Annotated in this window: 20 protein-coding genes and 7 tRNA genes; 9 read left to right on the top strand and 18 right to left on the bottom strand. The window is 38.4% G+C overall.

Annotated elements, in window-relative coordinates; genetic code table 11:
* Positions 1 to 62 precede the first annotated feature (62 nt).
* Both J671_RS06245 and J671_RS06240 read right to left on the bottom strand, forming a co-directional pair.
* The gene (locus J671_RS06245; protein WP_031981682.1) at positions 63 to 581 is read right to left on the bottom strand and encodes a hypothetical protein; all 519 of its coding nucleotides are present in this window, start codon (positions 579 to 581) and stop codon (positions 63 to 65) included.
* 83 nt (positions 582 to 664) lie between these two features.
* Positions 665 to 1,732 carry a DUF1176 domain-containing protein gene (locus J671_RS06240; RefSeq protein ID WP_031981681.1) on the bottom strand — a complete coding sequence of 356 codons (1,068 nt, stop codon included), beginning with the start codon at positions 1,730 to 1,732 and terminating at the stop codon, positions 665 to 667.
* A 125-nt stretch (positions 1,733 to 1,857) separates the two neighbouring features.
* Here J671_RS06240 and J671_RS06235 point away from each other — a divergent pair, with 125 nt between their 5' ends.
* Complete coding sequence (locus J671_RS06235; protein ID WP_050674831.1) at positions 1,858 to 2,562, top strand: DUF4850 domain-containing protein; 705 nt, start codon at positions 1,858 to 1,860, stop codon at positions 2,560 to 2,562.
* A gap of 85 nt (positions 2,563 to 2,647) precedes the next feature.
* On the opposite strand, the gene sbmA is transcribed toward J671_RS06235, so the two are convergent.
* The 6 genes from sbmA to J671_RS06210 all read right to left on the bottom strand — a co-directional run bounded on the left by sbmA (position 2,648) and on the right by J671_RS06210 (position 8,751).
* Positions 2,648 to 3,844, bottom strand: a complete 1,197-nt coding sequence (gene sbmA, locus J671_RS06230; protein WP_031981680.1) for a peptide antibiotic transporter SbmA — start codon at positions 3,842 to 3,844, stop codon at positions 2,648 to 2,650.
* Positions 3,845 to 4,079: 235 nt separating this feature from the next.
* A complete protein-coding gene (locus J671_RS06225) occupies positions 4,080 to 5,315 on the bottom strand; it encodes a threonine ammonia-lyase (RefSeq protein WP_031981679.1) in 1,236 nt (411 codons plus the stop codon).
* A 196-nt stretch (positions 5,316 to 5,511) separates the two neighbouring features.
* Entirely contained in the window at positions 5,512 to 6,483 is a 972-nt protein-coding gene (locus J671_RS06220; protein WP_031981678.1) for a patatin-like phospholipase family protein, read from the bottom strand.
* A gap of 167 nt (positions 6,484 to 6,650) precedes the next feature.
* Positions 6,651 to 8,126 carry an alanine/glycine:cation symporter family protein gene (locus tag J671_RS06215; protein ID WP_002051404.1) on the bottom strand — a complete coding sequence of 492 codons (1,476 nt, stop codon included), beginning with the start codon at positions 8,124 to 8,126 and terminating at the stop codon, positions 6,651 to 6,653.
* A gap of 98 nt (positions 8,127 to 8,224) precedes the next feature.
* Positions 8,225 to 8,365 carry a hypothetical protein gene (locus J671_RS24875; protein ID WP_079377098.1) on the bottom strand — a complete coding sequence of 47 codons (141 nt, stop codon included), beginning with the start codon at positions 8,363 to 8,365 and terminating at the stop codon, positions 8,225 to 8,227.
* Between the two features lie 182 nt (positions 8,366 to 8,547).
* Positions 8,548 to 8,751, bottom strand: a complete 204-nt coding sequence (locus J671_RS06210) for a hypothetical protein (protein WP_002051146.1) — start codon at positions 8,749 to 8,751, stop codon at positions 8,548 to 8,550.
* Positions 8,752 to 9,259: 508 nt separating this feature from the next.
* Between J671_RS06210 and J671_RS06205 the strand changes: the two genes are divergently transcribed.
* Positions 9,260 to 9,964: a nitroreductase gene (locus J671_RS06205; protein ID WP_001047584.1), complete on the top strand. Its 705-nt coding sequence runs from the start codon at positions 9,260 to 9,262 to the stop codon at positions 9,962 to 9,964.
* A gap of 27 nt (positions 9,965 to 9,991) precedes the next feature.
* Here J671_RS06205 and J671_RS06200 read toward each other — a convergent pair whose 3' ends face one another.
* The gene (locus J671_RS06200) at positions 9,992 to 11,206 is read right to left on the bottom strand and encodes a multidrug effflux MFS transporter (RefSeq protein ID WP_004885395.1); all 1,215 of its coding nucleotides are present in this window, start codon (positions 11,204 to 11,206) and stop codon (positions 9,992 to 9,994) included.
* A gap of 127 nt (positions 11,207 to 11,333) precedes the next feature.
* On the opposite strand from J671_RS06200, the gene yccS reads away from it, so the two are divergent.
* The 4 genes from yccS to J671_RS06180 all read left to right on the top strand — a co-directional run bounded on the left by yccS (position 11,334) and on the right by J671_RS06180 (position 17,799).
* Entirely contained in the window at positions 11,334 to 13,508 is a 2,175-nt protein-coding gene (gene yccS, locus J671_RS06195) for a YccS family putative transporter (RefSeq protein ID WP_031981676.1), read from the top strand.
* Between the two features lie 100 nt (positions 13,509 to 13,608).
* Positions 13,609 to 14,184, top strand: a complete 576-nt coding sequence (locus J671_RS06190) for an SdpI family protein (RefSeq protein ID WP_031981675.1) — start codon at positions 13,609 to 13,611, stop codon at positions 14,182 to 14,184.
* Positions 14,185 to 14,340: 156 nt separating this feature from the next.
* Positions 14,341 to 16,887: a PepSY domain-containing protein gene (locus J671_RS06185; RefSeq protein WP_031981674.1), complete on the top strand. Its 2,547-nt coding sequence runs from the start codon at positions 14,341 to 14,343 to the stop codon at positions 16,885 to 16,887.
* Between the two features lie 126 nt (positions 16,888 to 17,013).
* Complete coding sequence (locus tag J671_RS06180) at positions 17,014 to 17,799, top strand: YdcF family protein (protein WP_031981672.1); 786 nt, start codon at positions 17,014 to 17,016, stop codon at positions 17,797 to 17,799.
* Between the two features lie 284 nt (positions 17,800 to 18,083).
* Here the strand turns inward: J671_RS06180 and J671_RS06175 are convergent.
* The 9 genes from J671_RS06175 to J671_RS06135 form a co-directional block, all read right to left on the bottom strand.
* Positions 18,084 to 18,159, bottom strand: a tRNA-Val gene (locus J671_RS06175).
* Positions 18,160 to 18,225: 66 nt separating this feature from the next.
* Positions 18,226 to 18,302: transfer RNA gene (locus tag J671_RS06170), tRNA-Asp, on the bottom strand.
* A 39-nt stretch (positions 18,303 to 18,341) separates the two neighbouring features.
* Positions 18,342 to 18,417: transfer RNA gene (locus J671_RS06165), tRNA-Val, on the bottom strand.
* A gap of 21 nt (positions 18,418 to 18,438) precedes the next feature.
* Positions 18,439 to 18,515, bottom strand: a tRNA-Asp gene (locus J671_RS06160).
* Between the two features lie 47 nt (positions 18,516 to 18,562).
* Positions 18,563 to 18,639, bottom strand: a tRNA-Asp gene (locus J671_RS06155).
* 47 nt (positions 18,640 to 18,686) lie between these two features.
* Positions 18,687 to 18,763 (bottom strand) — tRNA-Asp (locus J671_RS06150).
* Between the two features lie 24 nt (positions 18,764 to 18,787).
* A tRNA-Val gene (locus tag J671_RS06145) sits at positions 18,788 to 18,863 on the bottom strand.
* A 206-nt stretch (positions 18,864 to 19,069) separates the two neighbouring features.
* Positions 19,070 to 19,573 (bottom strand): cell wall-recycling L,D-carboxypeptidase ElsL, encoded by a 504-nt coding sequence (elsL, locus tag J671_RS06140; RefSeq protein ID WP_002051179.1) that lies wholly within the window; start codon positions 19,571 to 19,573, stop codon positions 19,070 to 19,072.
* A gap of 454 nt (positions 19,574 to 20,027) precedes the next feature.
* Positions 20,028 to 20,396 carry a YbaN family protein gene (locus J671_RS06135; RefSeq protein WP_031981671.1) on the bottom strand — a complete coding sequence of 123 codons (369 nt, stop codon included), beginning with the start codon at positions 20,394 to 20,396 and terminating at the stop codon, positions 20,028 to 20,030.
* Between the two features lie 104 nt (positions 20,397 to 20,500).
* Between J671_RS06135 and J671_RS06130 the strand changes: the two genes are divergently transcribed.
* From J671_RS06130 to dapE, 3 genes are all read left to right on the top strand, one after another.
* Positions 20,501 to 21,394 carry a DUF1853 family protein gene (locus tag J671_RS06130; RefSeq protein ID WP_031981670.1) on the top strand — a complete coding sequence of 298 codons (894 nt, stop codon included), beginning with the start codon at positions 20,501 to 20,503 and terminating at the stop codon, positions 21,392 to 21,394.
* A gap of 112 nt (positions 21,395 to 21,506) precedes the next feature.
* On the top strand, positions 21,507 to 21,650 hold the full coding sequence (locus J671_RS06125; protein ID WP_002051109.1) for an entericidin A/B family lipoprotein: 144 nt from the start codon (positions 21,507 to 21,509) through the stop codon (positions 21,648 to 21,650).
* Between the two features lie 125 nt (positions 21,651 to 21,775).
* On the top strand, positions 21,776 to 22,909 hold the full coding sequence (gene dapE, locus J671_RS06120) for a succinyl-diaminopimelate desuccinylase (RefSeq protein ID WP_031981669.1): 1,134 nt from the start codon (positions 21,776 to 21,778) through the stop codon (positions 22,907 to 22,909).
* Positions 22,910 to 23,002: the final 93 nt, after the last annotated feature.

Here is a 23,002-nt window from a genome sequence, read left to right as displayed (position 1 = left end):
CGTATACAATAAAGCCTGCACTTAAATAGCAGGCTTTATTATCAAAATAGAAAACTAGATTTTTATCTTGTAATTCCCAGCTTATTCCAAATCTCTGGTGTTAAAAACGTTGTCACCAATTTGTTTAGGTCAATATAGCGTAATGTGCCCTGCAACTGTTGTTTAACGGCTGGGGCTTTAACAATATCTTCACCAGCACTTTGGCCTAACTGCTGGAAACTTTCCCCTACAGCTTTTATGCCTTCTGCCTGAATTACAGCTTTGGTCTGAGTAGAACATTGTTCCACAATTACACGCTGTAAAACCTGAGCCAGTTTTTGGTCTAACTGGTCTTTTTGCTCAGGAGTTACATTACTAAATGCTTTTAAATCTGGATGAGCCGCTAAAGCCGTAAATGTCCACTGAAGCACTGTAGTTTTATCTGAAGCTGTTGTCGCTTTAACAAGACAATCACTGAGCTGATCGACCGTTGAACCCGCCATTGCAATTTGTGTTGTGCCTAGTACAGCCGCCGCCACACATATTGAACGACTCAGATGTGAAAACTTATGGCGAGCAATAGCGTAAAGATGACGTGACATAGGTCTAGCTCCAATAAACAATCTGTTCTTTTTATCACAGAGTCACCAAAGTTACCTGTTATGACTCTGTAACCGCAAAGTAGTTATTTCACCACAGACTCTATTCGATCAAGCTCCCACACCCCACCTGCTGCCAAGCCTTTACACATCCCTGTCCACGTATCCTTAGTATGTATAAAGTTCTTACCATCCCAAACCCATTCTTCACTTGCCCAGCAGTCTCCAATACCTCGTCCCTTTTGAGAACTGCTGATCATACCGCTATCGAAATCTGAAGCAGACTCGGTCACAAAAGTTGCTTTACCATTTAAAGACTCATCGAGCACCCATGCCCCATACCCTTCGTTATAAGCCCCTCTCCAACACAATGTAGTCGCCAGAACTTTCATATTGGTTAATTTATATAGATCAATTTCTTGTGGTTCAGCTCCATCACTATTACCGCCATAAACGCCTTCACAAAAGCCGTCTTCTTTCGGATTCGGTTTAGCAGCCATCAGGCTACGGTATATTGTTTGGTACTGTTTATTTTTTGGCTGTAAAGTTAAGTAAGGTTTGGTTGCCGTCTTAATACGTTTTACAACTAGTTTTGGCTCAGGCATCAGCACTTGATTTTCATTGGCACTGCCCTTTTTGACTAAAGCACCAACGGTTCCAATACGCTTCTGAAAATCATCCATTTTTAATAACACAGCAGTCATTCCTTCATCGGAAATTTTCCATCGATGCTGCGCATTTTTAAATGTAATTTCAGTTTTCTGTTTAGATTGCTGTAGTAGGGCATTGGTTTGTAAGCTACTTAGTTTACCCATAATTGGCAGCTCAGTGCCATCCACAGCCACAAGCCCTAAGTCTTTGCCATTGATATAAAAATGGATATTTTTAAGCTGATTTGCAGGCATGCTTTGTTCATAGTCAGACAAAGTAAACTCAACTTGCACAGGTTGTTTTGGCCCTGCTTTACGCGTTATTAAAATTGAAGCTGGATTATCACCATTGTCTTCATTTTGATAGCCAGCAGCCTTACAAGTACCCGTATTACTACAATAGATTTCCCACTCTTGATGAGAAAATGAAATGCCTTTAATGTCTTGAGCAAAACTATAAGAACTTATTGCCGCTAAGCAGCAAATTGAAAGTATATTTTTCATTTTCCATATCTCTATAAGTCTGTTTTTATTATGAAGTTAAAAACAGTATTCAATTTTGAATTACCTTATAGTTTAAAAGAATATGTTAGATTTATATAAGATTTTAAATTGATTACTTTCTAAAAATGAAAAAATTAAATTTTTTATTATGCACAGTATTGGTAAGTCTCACTTCAACTGCTTATGCAGAAGTAAAAAGCTTTACTCCTCATTTTCCAAAGTTTTATAGCTCTGCTGCAACACGCAAAGCAGATAATCAGTTCTATAAGCTTGGAGAAGCAAATTTTTTAAACGGCGTTACAGTCCCTTTTTATGGAGTAACGGCACAAAACCCTATAGAAGATGGTTTACTTAAAAGTTTTGAAACCTGTACGCCTAAAAGCTGCCATTTTAATTTTAAACTCGATGCTCAACATGCAAAACAACTCAAGCTTCTTGCATTACCTGAAACAGGATTGGTGCTGGTTCCACGTAACTGGCAAGATGTACAAGCAAATGCAGGTGCGAATGGAACTGGTTTTGCTTTAGTAATGAGTCCAGATCAAAAACAAGCGATAGAGCTTTATGATTCTTCTTTTTGCGTTGGGTGTGGATTACCAAATGCAACGCTTTATTTTCCTGAATTATTAAAAGAAAGTCTTGAAAATGAATTCGGTGGTTACAAAGACCCTAAAAAACTCATCAATATTGTTCATCCTTCTAAGAAAGTGGCTTTTTTTAGTTATCAAATTCCACAAGTGAACAATAAAACGCATGGTATTGCTAAATATGATGAAGAAGACACTTTTAACTATAAAGAGATTCAAGTCACCTTAGATAAATCTCAGTAGTCTTTGGTTGGCCCTATCCTTAATTTTTATAATGCAACTCACTAATCCAATACTTATGAAAAAACCCGCTTTTGCGGGTTTTCATTTATTTATGCAATGTTGATTCAAAAGCTTTTAAACGCTTGTAAATCGAAAGTAATTCAATAATTGTTGGCCAAGACGTAATAAGATATTGAAACGACTTACGAACCTGTTGGAAAACATTAAGAATTTGCATCATAACACCTAAAGTAACAACACCTGCAGCAATTGAAGGTGCTAATATAAAAATGCCATAAAGATTATCTAATTGAAGGTACCATATACGAACTAAATTAAAATAAGCATAATGAAAATACAATCTAAAGTAGTTTAGCCTAACCTTACTGAATAATTCCTTTAGTGTTATCGGATCAGCCCTATCTGAATAATCTTCCCCATATACTAACTCTTTACGATATGCCGCTTCGACTTTTTGATTATTAAACTCTAATCCTGGTAGTTTATATCCAACTAACATGAGTATGACTGTTCCTAAAACAGCCCAACCAATTGCAGCAATCATTAAAGCATGAGGAATTTCTCCTACAACAGGTAAAACTTTTATATGCGACGATAATTGCAAAAGAATTGGTAAGAAGGCAATTAAAGTCATAATTGCTTCGATAAAACTAACACCTAAACTTTCTGAAGTTTTAGCAAAACGCATTGTATCTTCTTGTACACGCTGAGAAGCCCCTTCAATAAGTCGCAATTTAGCCCAGTATTGAGTATAAAATTCATTCATTGCCGTTCGCCATCTAAAAATATAATGGCTTACAAAAAATAAATTTATGACCCCTATTGTTACATAAACCATTGCAATATATATGAACGTCAGCATTTCAGTATATAACTGAGCAACCTCTCCACCACCACTTGATACCATTTTTTGAATCAAATTATAAAATGGTTGATACCAAGCATTTATAACTACATCAACTTGAACACTGAACCAGATATTAAATAAAATAAATGCTGAACCCCAGATAGACCATCGCTGCCATGGATTATTGGAAATAATTTTCCAAAAACCAGCAAAAAGTGTTGTGGAGACTAAAAACCAAAGATAGAACCACAAAAAAGCAGGTGACCAGAAGCGACTTACCCCTATAGGCGACTCAGCATCTGCATAACCATGAGGAAAGCCTACATACTGCCCCCAGTGTTCTCCCCCTGTATACCAGAGCACCATATTTAGCGCGAGCCAAATAACTACAGATATAAAAAAATACCGTGGAGACGGAAAAAATGATTTGAACATTGAGTGTTGTTATCCCTATATTTCTTCAAATTTGCAATGAAGAGAATACTAAAACCTAAACCTTAAAATTGTGAAGGGCAAAGTTTAGAGAATTGTCAGTTTTTCCCATTTCATTGAAGGATTTGATCGTTTTTTTGTAAATTCATCCTTTTTGCAATTTAATCCATTTAAATTGCTTCGTATATGACTCCCTTAAGAGCCATATACGGCTTTTATATCATAGCGATATCTGTGTTTAAATCTCTTCTTTACGAACAATATAACCTTCAAGCTGCATGGCCTGAATTAAAGGCTCCAGATCTGGAGCACTTTTTAACTCGACATCAACACTGACCGCACTTTCTTTGGCACGACTTGTGGCAGCAAAGCGTTCATGGCGCAGTTCGTAAATGTTACCGCCTTGCTCAGCAATAATTGCTGTTAAACGCGCTAAAGCACCCGGATTATCTGGTAATTCGACACGAATACGAACCATACGTCCTGTACGCGTTAAATGACGCTGTAATACGGAAACCATCACTCGTGTATCAATATTACCCCCAGATAAAACAACCCCGACTTTATGACCTAAAAATAGATCTGGTCGAGACATAATTGCAGCGATACCTGTCGCCCCTGCTCCTTCACATACTGTTTTCTCAATGTTAAGTAACAGCGCAATTGCTTCTTCAATCATGTCTTCAGTGACAACAACAATGTCATCAACGTATTCTTTAGCGACTTGAGTCGTCAGCTCACCTGGAGTTTTAACCGCAATACCCTCAGCTACGGTTGAACCTAAGGAAACTGCGATTTGATAGTTACAAAGCAATTTCGCCATGCTTGGGTAAACCACCGACTGAACCCCGATGACCTTAATTTTAGGGTTTATCGATTTTGCTGCTATCGCAATACCAGAAATGAGACCACCACCGCCAATTGGCACAACTAAAATGTCTAGTTCAGGAACAGCTGCAAGCATTTCGAGCGCAATAGTTCCCTGACCTGCAATAATTTCTGCATCATCAAAAGGATGAATAATCGTTAATGATTCTTCTTGAGCGACACGGTGCATTTCAGTAGCAGCTTCAGAAAAGTCTTGTCCATGCAAAATAACGCGTGCGCCGTATTCACGTACTCGTTGTACCTTCACATTAGGCGTCGATTTAGGCATGACAATAGTTGCTGTCACACCTGTACGCTGAGCATGATAAGCAACCCCTTGTGCATGGTTACCTGCTGAAGCAGCGATTACACCATGTTGCTTTTCTTGTTCAGATAAACTTAAAAGCTTATTTAATGCGCCCCGTTCTTTAAAAGAAGCCGTAAATTGTAGATTTTCAAATTTCAGCCACATTTCTGCCCCTAGGGTTTTAGAAATGGTTTCTGAAAAAACAAAGGGTGTTTTAACCACTAAACCATCTAAACGCTCTGCAGCGGCATGTATATCTTCTAATGTTGGAAACTCTTGTTTTACCTGTTGCTGAATCATCTAATTAGTCGGCCTCAATATGTTACAAATCAATTATTTTTTTGAAAAATAGCATGAATTTCTCATATGTGTCATGAGGAGTTTTCAGCATAGCTCCACTATACAAAAATTTTTATCAGCACATACAAATCTTTTATTTTTCAACAAAAAAGCCCGAGAAGGGCTTTTATTTAATTTTCATATACTTGCTTTTGATTTATTTGGACTGGGCACTTAAACCGTCAGTGGAAAGATTCTGTTCAGCTATTTTTTCATCAATTGCAAACTGAATATCAGACAGTTTTGCATTTGCCGCATCTATACCTGCTTTCATGGTAGCTTCACGGCCTTTCACATCAAAAATATGTGCTTTTTCTCTTAAATCTGGTTGAATCACGACATCTGCATATTGAAGTTCTTCAGCAGCTAAACGCCCTTGCATAATATTAATATTCTGGTTAAAGAGCCCCCATACATTCGAAGTTTCCGTATAAATCGGTTGGGCCAAAATATCGACAGCAATAATCACATCAGCACCTAAGTCACGGGCTACTTCAACAGGTACCGGACTGACTAAACCGCCATCTACATATTCAGATTTACCAATTTTAGTGGGTATAAACATACTTGGAATTGAAGCAGATGCTCTAACAGCTTGCCCAGTATTGCCATAGTTAAATACGGTTTTTGTGCCATGCTTGAGCTCTGTTGCAACCACATACATCGGTATTTTCATTTTTTCGAGCGGTAAGTTATTTACTTGTTGGTTTACATAGTCTTCAACTTTTTTGCCATCAAAAAAACCTTTTAAACCGATACTAATGTCACGAACATCGGCCGCTTTCATTTTCAAAGCGGTATCGCGCAGTTCATCAGGTGTTTTTCCACTTGCGTAAATTGCCCCAACAATACTACCTGCACTAGTTCCTACAATAAAATCAGGACGAATACCATGTTGCTCTAAAACTTCAATAACACCAATATGTGCATAACCTCGAGCACCTCCACTACCTAACACCAATGCGACAACTGGTTTTTTATGCTGCTTCTTAAGCTGTGCAAAAGGTTGGTCGACAAAACGTGAATATGCCTCTGCCGTTTGTGGTTTTAAGGCAGATAAGTGTGAGGTGGTCTGGCACCCAGCCAACACCATAGAAAGTCCGAGAACCCACAATTTAAGCTGTTTCATGGCTCATCTTTGCACTATGACATTAATTTCCGAATTGCAATTTTAGTTGCTCATTTTGTGAAAAGCTGTAGTGAATTTATTTAATTTGTCATGTTTAAATTTTATACTCAAGTGTTTTTATGCTCCATAAAAAAAGCCCCTTATTTCTAAGAGGCTTTTTTTGAAAATTACCAAATATCTGAATCGACTTTTTTCTTCAACTCTGGATATTTATTAATTTTAAATTCTGGTTCTTTAATACCTTGTTTTAATTGCTCACGGTAGTCTTTCAATAAAGTACGAGCTACAGGTGTTAACAGTAAAATTGCGACTAAGTTAATAGTAGCCATGATACCCATAAACAAGTCAGCCATTGACCAAACTAATGGAACACTACCAATTGCACCGAAATAGACCATCACCAATACAAAAATACGGAAGATGAACATAATTTTCGGGTTGTTATTAATGAACTGCACATTACTTTCCGCATAAGCATAGTTCCCTAATACAGCAGAATAACAGAACAAGAATAATAGAACTGCTAGGAAGTCAGAACCCCAGTGTCCAACTTGAGTCTCTAATGCGCGTTGAGTTAATTCAACACCAACAAAGCCTGCATCATGATAAACACCAGAAACCAAAATGATGATTGCTGTACTTGTACATACAATGAAGGTATCTACGAATACACCAAGCATTTGCACTAAGCCTTGGTTTACAGGATGTTTTACATCAGAAGCAGCGGCAGCATTCGGAGCAGAACCCATACCAGCTTCGTTTGAGAACAAACCACGCTTAATACCCTGCATCATTGCCATTGATATGGCAGCACCGAAGAAACCACCTGCCGCAGCATTGAAATGGAAAGCTTCAGTTACAATGAGTTTTAACACGTCAGGTAAAATTGCATAGTTGCTTAATGCAATATACAACGCAACAGATAGGTAAAGACCCGCTTTTAAAGGTACAAACATTTCTGCAAATTTAGCGATACGTTTAATACCACCAAAAATTGCCAATGCAACCATCACAACAAGAGCAAGACCAACCCATGAAATTTCTAAATCAACACCACCTAAATGAGCAATAAGATTGGCTTTATCCCAACCCCATGCATGTGAAGATGCATTTGCAATCGCATTAATTTGAACTGAGTTAAATACGAAACCATAGGTAAAGATTAATGCCAGTGCGAAAACTACACCAAAGGTTTTACTACGTAAACCTTGAGTAATATAGTAAGCCGGTCCACCACGGAACTGTTTGCTCTTGTTGTCTCTCACTTTAAATAGCTGAGCAAGTGTAGACTCAATGAAAGCCGAGCTCATACCAAGAACAGCGGTTACCCACATCCAGAACACTGCACCAGGACCACCAATTGCGATAGCAATTGCTACACCAGCAATGTTACCTACCCCAACACGGCTCGCAAGGCCTGTTACGAACGCCTGAAAAGGAGTAAGACCATGCTCGTCTTCGCCTTCAGTACGACTGCTTTTCATAACACGAATACTTTGCAAGAACATGCGAATTTGCACTGCTCCTGTTAAGACCGTATAAAAAATACCGACAGCCAGCAAGAAAATAACCAGAAAATCCCATAAAGGGTCATTAAAAAATTTTACCCACGACATCAGTGTGGCATTGAGTTGTTCATTCATACTCGGTCCGCTTACGTTCTTGCTAAAGTGCTATTAGCACAAGCCAAAATCTGCAATAAACAAAAAAGCCCCTAGCAATAGGGACTTTTTCAGTACATTTAAGAAAAAACTTTTAATGTCAATTGAATAGCAATTATCGTCACAAGTTTAAGCAACATGATGCCCAGCACTAAGCCTTTGAAGGTCGCATGAGAGAAAGCATCCTTCAAATAAAATGAATTCATCGCATTACTGAACATATTCCCATTTGGGTGAACAGTATGCATCGACTCGGCTACAAACTTGGAAACTAACAAATGACCACCGCTAAATCAGCTCGCTTAATGATTCCCATCAATTAATCGAGTTATAAAAACTGGATTTAAGCCAATAAGCATATTTACATATACTTTTGGGCGAATGTCTAAACTGGATTTAAATTTCAAAGACTGTAACAAGCCATCGCTATGACGCGACTATCTGCGCCCCTTTCTTTATTATTCAAGAAGAGTGCGTTGAGATGTGTACCAAGCTGTTGTATTTTTTGTGGCTTAGTCGTTGCGTGAGTTAAGTTCATTTTCATGGTCGCAATGGTAATCGCCAATCCTTGTTTCATGAACTGCTTGTTGATGAGCGGTAAACTCATGTAAAGCTCCTTATACCTCGTGTATTTCTCCATTCCTGCACAAAATCCTTTTTGTAAAAGTATCTTGTTATGCAGCCACTACTTTTTCCTAACGTGAGTATGGAGAAATCATACCTGCGTAAAAAAGTCGGTATTATGCAGAAATTTAAAATTTTGTGTATGTTTTTCATTAAAAGATTATGCTCTTTAAGGTTATTTTTCATACAAAATCATCTGTTTTGTACTGTTTTTAAACATATTCTACCTTTTTTCTAATTGAATATTTTTTACTCATAATTTATTTTCATTTTAATTTAATGACCAAACAAGTCACAATATTTTGTCTATTTAAATCTAAAATGACACTTTCAAACTATCATTGATTAGACATTTGTCTAAACGAATCGAGTCATCATACATATAAGGAAATCACTTTTCTAATATTTTTTGTTTATAAATGCATCAATTTTGGCGCACAAAATTAGACTTTTATAAACATTAAACATTAAGAATAAGATCAGGAGTCCTCATGAATCTGGAACAAATCCGCCTTGTTGACGAGGCCATTACCTCTCGACACTCTGTCCGTGCTTTTTTAAACACACCCATTGAGCCCGAAATCATTAAGGATATCTTAAAAGTCGCGAGCCGAGCACCTTCAGGAACTAATACTCAACCGTGGAAAGTCTATGTCGTGACAGGACAAAAACGTGATGAAATGGTAGAGCGTGTTTGTACAGCACAGATTGAGATTTCTAAAAATCCAGAACTTGCAGAACAATATAAAGAAACTTTTGCCTATTATCCTGAAAAATGGATTTCACCTTTTATTGACCGTCGCCGAGAAAATGGCTGGGGACTTTATGGTCTCTTAGAGATTAAAAAGGGCGAAAAAGAAAAAATGGCTGCACAGCAGTTACGTAACTTCAAACTGTTTGATGCACCAGTCGGAATTTTCTTTACAGTCAATAAAGCAATGGGAATTGGTTCCAAAATGGATATCGCCATGATGATTCAAAATGTCATGGTCGCGGCCAAGGCTCGGGGATTAGACACCTGCCCTCAAGCCGCTTGGAACCATTTCCATCCGTTAGTGTTAGATATTTTAGGCGCAGCAGATGACGAAGAGTTAGTTTGTGCGATTGCGCTAGGTCATGCCGACCCTGCACACATTGTGAATACTTTTATTACGCCTAGAGAGCCTGTAGAGAATTTTGCAGTTTTTCTTGATTAAAGACTCAAGCAAACCACTCTCTTAAAATCAAGAGAGTGCTTGGCTTTTTGCTTGTCGCGTCGCTTTTAAAACAACAATAAAACCACTTAATGTAAATAACACCATCATCACTCCCATATTGAGTGATGCAGACCAAATAAGGAAGTTAAGAAGTACGCCACCCAATAAACCGCAAGCAAATTGCATACTGCCCATAATTGCACTAGCGGTTCCTGCACGAGCACCTTGCTTTGACATGGCTAGAGCCATGGCATTTGGTCCAGTTAAACCAATTCCTGAAATCGCTAAAAACAGTCCTAACATTACTAGCCATAAAGGTGCTGCAGAAATTAAACCAGCAATCAACACAATACTTGCACCTGTCACCTGTACCATTGAACCTGCTTTTAAACGCTTAGTAATTTCAACACGTGTAGTTAAGTGCTTATTTAAAGATGACATTAACATAATGCCAAAAGCATTCAGTCCAAATACATAAGCAAACTCTTGTTGATTTAGCCCATATTGATCCATAAAAACGGCGGGAGCTGAGCTGATATAACAAAATAGCGCTGCACCTGTTAAACATCCTGCAAACATAGGTAAACGGAAGCTCGCATCTTTGAAAATAGCACCATATAAGGTAGCCACTTGATATAGAGATAATTTGAGCCTCTTATCAGTTGCCAAAGTTTCTTTAAAAAAGAAATGTACACATAGCCAACAGATTGCGCCCACAATTGAAAGCGCAATAAAAATCGCTTGCCACGGAAACCAGATTAATATCCAAGCCCCAATCATAGGTGCCAAAATAGGCGCTAAACCCATTACGATCATCATGCTAGAAAAAGCTTGTGCCGAACCTTGCACATCTAACCGATCGCGTATAGCAGCACGAGCCATAACCACACCTACACAACCACCTAAGGCTTGTAAAATACGGGCAGCTATTAGACTCCATTCATTTGTAGCTAGCACGCAAAACAAGCTTGCGACTGCATAAAGCGCAAGCCCAAAATAAAGAGGCTTTTTTCGACCGATACGGTCGCTTAAAGGTCCATATACCAGTTGTCCAATAGCTAAACCAAAAAAATAAGCTGGCAATGTGTTTGCTACCATTTGCGTACTCACCCCAAAATCATGGGCCATTTGAGGCAACGCAGGTAAGTACATATCAATGGATAATGGCCCTAAAGCCGTGAGTAAAGCGAGCAACATAATCCAGCCAATAGAATATTGACGCTGGGCTGTTTGTTCAGACATAACGATATTTCATTTTTCAATCATTTGCATACAGACAAGCTTACACTGTCTATCGTATGATTTGTGCAACATTGGTGTAGAAATACGCAAATCCTTTATCACTCAGGTTGATCAGCAAGGACTTCATTTGAAATCTTGGTTTAAACGCCTAAAAAGAGCGACTTATAACACATCATTTATGTATAACGTGCGGATGCTGATTGCCTTTTCAGGAACTGCGTTCGTGCCTTATTTTCTAGGACATCAATTAGCAACAATTCCCCTCACTTTAGGTGTGGTCGCAGCTGGTTTAAGTGATATTGATGATCGCTTTTCAGTACGAATCATGAATTTGATTTACACTTATATTGGTTTCTTCATTACAGCCGCTTCCGTGCAATTACTTTTCCCTTATCCAATGCTTTTTGCACTAGGGTTGATTGCCTCCTGTATTGGCTGGATTCTACTCGGGTCACTAGGCCGCCGTTACGCGACAATCTCTTATGGATGTCTGGTGGTTTCGGTTTATACCATGTTGGGGGTTCATTTATTTGACCAATGGTATATACAGCCAGCTCTTTTAGTTGCAGGAGCAGCATGGTACGGACTTATTGCAACCATTAGCTTTTTATTATTTCCTGTTCGCCAACTTCAAGACAAACTTGCAGCCTCTTATGGTTCGTTAGGTGACTTCCTATTTGCCAAATCCAATTTATTTGATGTTGATATGACTCCTGCCAGTTATCAGCAAAGCATGATTGATCTTTCATTAGAAAATGGCAAATTGATTACTATTTTTAATGATCTTAAAACAGCCCTTTTAACCCGCTTAAAAGGTGACCGAGGACAAAAAGATACTCGCCGTAGCCTACATTATTATTTTGTCGCACAAGATATTCATGAACGTGCAGACTCTGCTCATATCGACTATCAAAAGTTAGCAAAGATCTTTCAGCACAGTGATATTTTATTCAGATTTCAGCGTATTTTGGCGGTTCAGGGTAAAGCCTGCCAAGAATTGAATGAATGTATTTTACAGCGCAAACCATATATCCATAACAAACGTTTTAAACAGAGTTTTGATAACTTACGCTTATCTTTAGAAAAATTAAGAAAAGATCAGCAGTATGATTTATTGTGGGTAAATGCTCTTTTTGCCTTATACCGAAACTTAAAGTCTATTGACTCACAATTACTCAACTTAGAAACGGAACAGCATATTCAGTCGGACAAAGTAAAGCAGGCTGAAAACCAACTCAAAGATGATGATTTAAAAGGTTGGAATGATATTGTTGTACGAATAAAACAAAATCTAACCCCTGAATCTGTACTGTTTCGTCATGCCATTCGAGTTTCGATTGTTCTTTTTATTGGATATGTATTTATTCAAACCACCCGAATCGAATATGGCTACTGGATTATGTTGACAGCATTATTTGTCAGCCAACCTAACTTTAACGCGACCAAACGTCGCTTACGTTTACGTATAGTTGGGACATTAGTCGGAATTATTGTCGGGCTAAGCGTGGTATTCCTTGTACCTTCCGTAGAAGGACAATTAGTCATGCTGGTCTTAAGCGGCGTACTATTTTTCGAGTTACGCAGTAAGCAATATGCTCAAGCAACCGCTTTCATCACAATTTTGGCATTAATTAACTTTAACTTAGATGGCTCGGCAGTCGCTGCGGCTATTCCTAGATTTGTAGATACCCTAATTGGATGTGCTTTAGCGTGGTTTGGTGTCACCTTTATTTGGCCTGACTGGAAATTCCGTCGCCTACCGCGCAGCATTCGACGCTCTTTACAAGCACAATGTAATTATTTAGCGGAAGTGGTAAAGCAATACCATGAAGATCATAACCATGCGCTCAATTATCGTATTGTTCGCCGCGCTGCTCATAATACCGATGCTGAAGTCGCCTCGCTTATTTCAACTTTAGCGACAGAGCCTGACTTTGATCCTACTCGCAAGTCAGATATATTTGAATTTTTATGCCTTAATCATACATTTTTAAGTTATATCGCGGCACTTGGAGCACATAGAGAAAAGATTCAGGATCAAGCGGTTCTTAACGTTTTAGATCAAGCATTAGACGATATACAAGGTGCGCTGTTAAGAGATGAAATGCCTGATTTGACAGCACAAAATATGCTTAAGACGATACGTCAGCGTTTAAGCCAAAATGATGAAGATGACCAGAAATCACTCATTATTTTACAGCAGTTATCACTGATGCTAAGTGTTTTGAATCGATTTAGTATGTTGAAACAACGCCTAAGTCATGATCTAGATAATGATGCCAGCGAACTTGCATCATTATAAATTTGAGTCGGAATTTAGTATGAAATTGGCATAATATCCTTTCCTGAGTTATGCCAATTAATGCTAAACTTAAAACAGTTTACAATTTGTTATTTGCACTATGACCGCGAAAACTTTATATGCTTATACGCTTCAGCCAGTTCCTTACGAGGTTACAGAAGCTGAACAACGTAATGCACAACTTCTTATCTGGCGCAGCACCAATAAAATCAGCACAAAAATCTGGGCAATTATGGGCGTAATTTTAGCCCTTGCGATTTTAGGTCTTATTTTTATTAAGAACTATTCTACAGTGATTTGCTGGGTAGCCATTGTTGGTGTAGTACTTTATTACCTTGGCCGCACATATGGTTTGGAATGGTACGTTAAGCGTAAGATGAATGAGTTTCCTGTACAGGAAATCAAAGGTATTCGCTTAGGTGTACAACCTCACGGTATCGTAATGCTCCAGCAAATGGGATTACAAGAAGGCGTTGGGACCATTGGATGGAAAAACATCTATGAATGGTACAACACCCCTGACTTTATTTTAGTTAACTTTAAAGTAAAAGATCCTAAGGGCCAAGAACAGCAAGGTGCGTATATCTTGCCTAAACGCATGGACTCTAAAAACTTTTCTTTCAATACAATTCGTAAGCATTTGAAAGAAACTGTAGGTGAACCGAAAACTTTATAATTTCACCCCATTAAAAAGCCTCCGTTATAGGAGGTTTTTTATTAAGCTAAAAATAAATGATAATGAAAATTAATATTATCTCCAAAATCCATATTATCTACGCAATCTTCGGCTATACTTCGTTACAAGATCTCCATCATATTTACATTTTCGACCATGTTTAAAAAGTTTTTATTTCAAATTCATTGGTTTCTGGGTATTAGTGCTGGCCTCATCTTATCTATTATGGGTGTTACAGGCGCAATTTATTCTTATGATCAACAAATTTTAAAATGGGTAAATACAGATAGTTATGTTGTTCAAGCAGAAAGTACTCCTAAGCTTACCCCTGCTCAACTTTACCAACATTTCGCAACAACCCAGCCAGAAATTAAAATTAATAGCATTACGATTGCCAAAGACCCTACTGCCTCCTCTGTTGTCAATATTGAAAAAGAAGGCGAACGACGTGGCTACAATATGATGGTCAACCCTTACACAGCACAGGTATTGCCTGATGTTAAAGGTCGCGAGTTACTTTTATTAATACAACAAATTCACCGAAACTTAACTGCTGGAGAGTTCGGTAAACAAATTACCGGCGCTTGTGCCTTAATGCTCATCTATTTTGTTTTGAGCGGATTATATTTACGTTGGCCAAAGAAGCACTCTGCACGTCAATGGCTTGCTGTTAAACCCAAACTTAAAGGTCGAAATTTTATTTGGGATTTACACGCTGTCGTAGGTACTTGGGTTATTGTTTTTTATCTTCTTTTTGCATGTACAGGTTTATATTGGTCATATGACTGGTGGCGTAGCGGTATGTTCAAAGTATTAGGTGTAGAACAACCTAAAATGCAAGGACATGGCGGAGCTGGACGCAATAAAGACAAATCTTCTGAAACTAAATTAGATAGCACTCAGCTGATTACTGCCCTCAACCAAACCTGGAGCGGTTTTAATAATCAAGTTGGACGTGACTATTCAACTTTAACAGTAAACTTACCGAAAAAAGACGATGGAAAAGTTGAATTAAGTTTTGTAGATGCAACGCCACAACACGAGCGTGCACGTAACCAAGCTGTCTATAACTATAAAACTGCCAATATTGAAAAGATGGAGCTTTATGAAGATAAAAAGCTTAATCAAAAAATCATGAGCAGCATGTTACCTGTACATCGTGGCAGCTTTTTTGGACCAGTCTATCAATTTGTAGCAATGTTTGCATCTTTAGCCATGCCATTATTCTTTGTTACCGGTTGGATGCTTTATCTAAAACGCCGTAAACAGAAAAAATTGACACAGGCAGCTCGTCAGTCTTTAGCTGGTCACTACATTGATGAAAATGCGAAACCTTGGTTAATTACTTATGCCACCCAAACAGGAGTTGCAGAGCAACTTGCGTGGAGTACCGCAACCAGCTTGCAAGAAGCACATCAGCCTGTTCAGGTTAAATCTATACAGCAGTTAACTGAAGCAGATTTACAGGAACATGAACAAATTCTTTTTGTGATTAGTACTTATGGTACTGGAGAGGCACCAGACTTAGCTTCTAATTTTGCAAAAAAGCTATTAAAAACAAAATTAGAGCTTCAGCATCTCAGATATGCCGTATTAGCCTTAGGTTCGAAAGAATACCCAGATACATATTGTAGTTTTGGTCACACTGTAGATGGATGGCTTAAAAACAATGGTGCAAAAGCTTACTTCGATACTATCGAGGTAGATAATGCAAATCCAACACATATTCAAAACTGGAATCAAGCTCTTGTAAAAGCAACTAAACTAGAGCTGCATGCCGTTAATCTTGAAAAAGTGTTTGATAATTGGACATTACAACAACGTGACTTGCTCAACCCAAATAGTCTAGGGCAACCAGCTTACAATATTGAACTTACAGCAAATCATGAAGCTATATGGCAAGCTGGAGACATTGCTGAAATACAACCGGGTAATAGCCCTGAACGTATTAATGAGTTTTTACAACACCATCATATTCTTAGAAATGCAGTGGTAGACTCGCTACAAATCTCCATTGAAAAAGCACTTTGGAATAAAAATTTAACGGGTGAGATTGAACCGTTTGCTAATCTGGACCACTTATTAGAACAACTCCCTACTCTACCAACACGAGAATATTCAATTGCTAGTATCCCTTCTCAGCAAGTACTTCGTTTGGTTGTTCGCCAGCAAACCGATGAATCTGGCCATTTAGGGTTAGGATCTGGCTGGCTGACTCAATACACAGAAATTAATCAGAGTATTGCATTACGTATTCGCACCAATGAGTCTTTTCACTTGATCGATGATAATCGTCCAATTATCTGTATTGGTAATGGAACTGGAATCGCGGGTTTAATGAGTTTACTTCATACGCGAACTCGTCATAACTATACTGAAAACTGGCTAATTTTCGGTGAACGCCAACGCGCTCATGATTTCTTCTATGCATCAACCATTGAAGCTTGGCAAACAATGGGAATGTTAAAACGACTTGATTTGGCATTCTCACGGGATCAAGAGCAACGTGTGTATGTTCAAGATATCATTCGACAAAATGCAGTTGAATTGGCCAACTGGATTGAACGCGGCGCAGTTCTTTATGTTTGCGGAAGTATTGAAGGAATGGCTAGCGGAGTAGATCAAGCACTGACTGATATTTTAGGTGAAGAACAAATTGATGAGCTAAGACAACAAGGTCGCTATCGCCGTGATGTTTATTAAAAATCAATAAATAATAAAGCCGAGTAATAGCCGAAAAGCTTTACTCGGCTTTTTATTGCGATCAGCATTGAATTTGGAATGATTTTGCATACACTGTCTGCAATTTAAATTGCAACTCTAAACACAATGCAAGTCAGTAAGTGGATTCGGATTTTCTTGGCCATCATTGGTTCAATTTTATTTTTAGACGGCTTATTTCTAGCTTTCCTAAATAAAATTCATGTAGGCACAATTGTTCCTTTAATATTAGGGGTATTTTTCTGCCTCTATGCCTTATTTTATTATCATCTGGAACGTTTTTTCTTTTATCACTATCGCCTGCATTCAGTTTGGCGTTTCGGATGGTTATGTTTCTGGATCTGGCTGATTGGCTTAGGCTATTTTTTTAGTTTTATTAAAGATAATAAAGATACAGGCCAAAATATTCCCGCGGTGAAAGCAATCATTGTTTTAGGTAGTGGTGTCGAAAATGGACAGCCTTCAGCCATTCTTGCAAAACGCCTCGATACAGCAGCTCCAGTTGCCCTTTCACAACCTCACGCAAAAGTTGTTTTAACAGGTGGTTTAGACTTTTCAGAGAAAGAATCCGAAGCATTAGTTATGTCTCGTTACCTTGAACAGCACTTTCACATTGCCAAAGAAAGAATGATTCTTGAGGACAAAAGTACAAGTACAGAACTTAACCTTAAAAACAGTAAACCATTACTTGAGCAAGCTCATATTAGTATTGATCAACCTATTGCAATTGTTACAAGTGACTTTCATACCCCAAGAGCTGCAGCTATTGCAAAGAAACAAGGCTATACCCATATTTATACAGTTGCTGCCGAAACTCCTTTAGTCAGTCGCTATAACGCTTGGCTGCGTGAATACTTTGCGTACGCGAGTGGCTGGATTCTAAACGAGTATTAATCTTGGTTCAGAAAGCTGCTATTGCTTTACGGTATGGCAGCTTTCATTAAACGAGAGAGTAATCACAATTTAAAGTAATAAATCTGAACTTAAAAAATTAAGAAAGAGAAAGAGAAAGAGAAAGAGAAAGAGAAAGAGAAAGAGAAAGAGAAAGAGAAAGAGAAAGAGAAAGAGAAGTTTTGACCAACAATAGCAAAGATAAAATAGATAGGAAATATAAATAGCAGAAATGCAAAAAACACTAAATAAATTAGTGTATATAATTTTTTAAATTTGAAAAATTATGGTGGGCGCTGACGGGATCGAACCGCCGACATTCTGCTTGTAAGGCAGACGCTCTACCAACTGAGCTAAGCGCCCTGATTGAAAAAGACAACAACCGCAGTCTTTATACATTACATCCTCTAGATCAGGGAATCAAGAGAATGGCGCAGCGGACGGGGCTCGAACCCGCGACCCCCGGCGTGACAGGCCGGTATTCTAACCAACTGAACTACCGCTGCACTTGCAATACTTTAAAAATAAAGTATGGTCACAAATTATGGTGGGCGCTGACGGGATCGAACCGCCGACATTCTGCTTGTAAGGCAGACGCTCTACCAACTGAGCTAAGCGCCCTGCAAAAGCGTTTTATAAAAGTGGCGCAGCGGACGGGGCTCGAACCCGCGACCCCCGGCGTGACAGGCCGGTATTCTAACCAACTGAACTACCGCTGCACTTTCACAATATCGCAATTGTGGGGTAAACGATGTTAAGTCTTAAGTGGCGCAGCGGACGGGGCTCGAACCCGCGACCCCCGGCGTGACAGGCCGGTATTCTAACCAACTGAACTACCGCTGCACTTTCACAATATCGCAATTGTGGGGTAAACGATGTTAAGTCTTAAGTGGCGCAGCGGACGGGGCTCGAACCCGCGACCCCCGGCGTGACAGGCCGGTATTCTAACCAACTGAACTACCGCTGCACTTGAGAGCTTAACGTAAAGGCTTGGTGGGCGCTGACGGGATCGAACCGCCGACATTCTGCTTGTAAGGCAGACGCTCTACCAACTGAGCTAAGCGCCCTTAACGTCTTCATCGTTTGTGAGGTGCATTATAGAGAATCTTTAACAGGTGTCAAACGCTTTTCGACAACTTTTCAAAAAAATGCGAATGAATGATTAAAAATAAGTCATTATTAAGTAAAAAACAATTTTTTGTATTTTATTTAAGCACTTATTTTAATATTTTGATCATTCGGCTAATTAAACAATAATCTTTAAAATCCCATTTTAGGTTAAAGATTGTTCAGACAAATAGACAAGCGCATCTTCAGAGACTAAATCAAACAATTCAATAATTTCTTCATTACGCATTCGAATGCACCCATGTGACATTGGAACCCCCATCGGTTCTTTATCAGGTGTACCATGAATATAAATATAACGTTGCATAGTGTCGTGGCCTTCGCCTTTATTAAAGCCCTCTTCTAGACCATCTAGCCAAAGAATGCGTGACAATATCCAATCTCGCTCAGGAAATTGTGCGGCTAATTCACTGCTATAGACTTCACCTGTGGGTTGTCGTGCAATAAAAACTGCGTTTTTGGGAGATTGCATACCAAATTTTTTGGCAACCCGATGCCATCCGCGTGGGGTTTTCCCCGTATTTTCCTGTTCCCCAATTCCATTCTTACCCGTAGAAACCACATAAAACTTATTATGTTTAGGGAGGCTTAAAGTTTGATTTGCTAAATCGATAAGAATATCTGCATCTTCAAGTTTAAATTGGAACATCGAATTTCTTCTCTTATATCAACTCAACTATTTTGAGCTTTAATAAAAATTAATGGAAAACTTGTCATACGTCACAAGTAAAAGATTATCAATCTTCTTTTATCTACGCGCAGTTTCACTGCTTGTCTTGCGCCAAAATTAAAAGATTATCAATCTTCTTTTATCTACGCGCAGTTTCACTGCTTGTCTTGCGCCAAAATTAAAAGATTATCAATCTTCTTTTATCTACGCGCAGTTTCACTGCTTGTCTTGCGCCAAAATTAAAAGATTATCAATCTTCTTTTATCTACGCGCAGTTTCACTGCTTGTCTTGCGCCAAAATTAAAAGATTATCAATCTTCTTTTATCTACGCGCAGTTTCACTGCTTGTCTTGCGCCAAAATTAAAAGATTATCAATCTTCTTTTATCTACGCGCGGTTTCACCGCTTGTCTTGCGCCAAAAATAAAAGATTATCAATCTTTTATTTTTGGCTCAGGGCGTAGCCATAACCAAATTGCAACAACGAGCATGGTAGTATCAGTGAAAACTTTCACCCCAAATGGTGCAGAAGTAAACAGCATTAAAATACCGCTTACGGTCATCATAATACTGGCAATCCACTTCGCTTTACGCGGTACTGTGCCATTTGCTCGCCAGTCACGTAGAGTTGGTCCATATTTTGGATGATTTAACAACCATGCATCCATTTGAGGCCATCCCTTTGAGGCAGCCCAAGCAGCCAGAATAAGAAACACTGTTGTCGGCATGCCTGGTAAAATTGCTCCAATAATACCAAGCGTGATAAAAATCACGACCAGAGTTCGCCAAAACAATGTTCGCATATATAAACCTTAAGCTATTGTTGATCGTAGTATAAAGTGTTTTTCTGGTATTGTTTTGTTGATCGACCATGAAATTGGGATGAATTATTTCGAGTACTAAACGTATGAATATTGCCTCAGTTAAGACATCCTATTTTGAACCATGGTTACAGTTCAACCACCCAATGGTAAGACAATTAGCATTTACCATTGCTAGTCCTAATTTACTTTGCCAACTTCCCCAAAGCCTCTCTATTCGGCATAGTTTTCAATTACATTCTGATCAGACTTGGAAACAACATTTTCAAAATTATTTACCGCGTTTACACCAGCTTGATGAGATGCCTGAGCCTTTACTCCAATTTATGTCTCGCCTTAAAAGTACACGTTTAGGTTTACGTTTTGAGAATTTACTTTGGTTTTGGTTACAGGAAGATCAATACCATTCTTATCAGTTGTTAGGCCATAGTATTCAAAAAATTGAGGGTGCAAGAACTTTAGGTGAACTTGATTTCTTAATTTTAAATAAAGAAACACAACAAGTTGAACACTGGGAAGTTGCTCTAAAATATTACTTGGGTGAAGGTCAGTTAAATTTAGAACAATGGATTGGCTTAAATAGAGAAGATACTTTGAGCAAAAAGCTGTATCACTTTACCGATAAGCAGTTCCAATTTTCAGAAGCTTTAAATTTTAAGGTACAACAGCGTTTTGCTATTTTAAAAGGCCAGCTCTACCTACCTTTGAATTTAGGCCAAAAACAACCCATACCCAATTGGGTAAATTCAACACGTCGACTCGGATACTGGGGCACAACTATTCCTGACTCTAAATTTTATCGTCTAGAAAGACATGAATGGCTTTGTCCTAATAGACAAGCAAGTTCAAACGCTGCTTATTGGTGGACAGATGGCTTATATTGTAAGAACAACGAAGATACACAGTTTTATATGTTTAGACGTCCTCCTCTACTAAGCCTAGCACCCGTTAACAACGAAAAAATGCCACTTTACAAGTAGGTATAGACTTCTAGAAACAATTTATAACGTTTTTACTATTAAATAGTCATGTTTCTTTTTACGTTTGTTTTTTAATCTAAATTTACTTCATTATTAAATTTAAACGGAGAAAATGATGAAAAAAGTTTTAGTCGCGTCTGTAATGATTGCATTTGTATTAACTGGCTGTAATACGTTCAAGGGTTTTGGTAAAGATGTCTCTAAAGCTGGTGATGCTGTAAGTAATACCGCACAAAAAACTGAGAATAAAATGTAAGTTATGCACAGCTTCGAAAAACCTTATCACTTCGATAAGGTTTTTTTATTTTTAAATACCCAACCTTCAGAGATTCGCCTATTATATCGGACTATATTTCCCCTACTCAGCATGCAATTTCCGGTATGAACCACTCAGACACTCTCTCGCTTAGCTTAGAACTTTTACAACAGCCTTCTGTTACTCCTGTTGACCATACTTGCCAAACTATTATGGCTGATCGTCTAGCCAAAGCTGGCTTTCATATTGAACCAATGCGTTTTGGGGACGTTGACAATTTATGGGCTCGACGCGGCACTGAAGGTCCTGTGTTTTGTTTTGCTGGACATACCGATGTTGTTCCAACAGGTCGTCTAGATGCATGGAATTCAGACCCATTTGCACCAGAAATTCGTGATGGCAAACTTTATGGTCGTGGTTCAGCTGATATGAAAACTGCGTTGGCTGCAATGGTGGTTGCATCTGAACGTTTCGTAACAAAGCATCCAGACCATAAAGGTTCAATTGCTTTTTTAATTACTTCAGATGAAGAAGGCCCTGCTGTTAACGGTACAGTTAAAGTTATTGAAACACTTGAAGAGCGTAATGAAAAAATTACATGGTGTTTGGTCGGTGAACCATCAAGTACAAGTAAATTAGGTGATATTGTTAAAAATGGCCGTCGTGGTTCTTTAAATGGCGTACTACATGTTCACGGCAAGCAAGGTCATGTGGCTTATCCTCACTTAGCTCGCAATCCCATTCATGAAGCTTCGGCTGCCTTAGCAGAGTTATGCCAAACTGTTTGGGACAATGGAAATGAATACTTTCCTGCAACTTCATTCCAAATTTCAAATATTCATTCGGGTACTGGTGCAACCAACGTCATTCCAGGTACTTTAGAAGTTACTTTTAACTTCCGTTATTCAACAGAAGTTACAGCTGAGCAGCTTAAACAGCGTGTTCATGAAATTTTAGATAAACATGGTTTGCAATATGAGATTGACTGGAACTTATCTGGTTTGCCATTTTTGACGCCAGTAGGTGAATTAGTTAATGCCGCTCAAACTGCTATTTTGAACGTAACTGGTACTGAGACTGAGCTATCTACTAGTGGTGGTACATCTGACGGACGTTTTATTGCGCCAACAGGTGCACAAGTTTTAGAACTCGGTGTTCTAAATGCAACTATTCATCAAATTAATGAACATGTAGATGTACACGATCTTGATCCTTTAACTGATATTTATGAGCAAATTTTAGAAAACTTACTTGCTTAAAAGCTTAAAGATCATTGATCTATATAAAAAGCATCCTCTTTAGGGTGCTTTTTTATTATTTTTAATTATGAATATGTATTTGAAAATTCTGAA

Source organism: Acinetobacter sp. 1130196 (assembly GCF_000588095.1).
GTDB classification, from domain to species: Bacteria; Pseudomonadota; Gammaproteobacteria; order Pseudomonadales; family Moraxellaceae; genus Acinetobacter; species Acinetobacter nosocomialis.
Note: the sequence above shows the minus strand (reverse complement) of the source record. Positions and strands in the feature narration are given on the sequence as shown.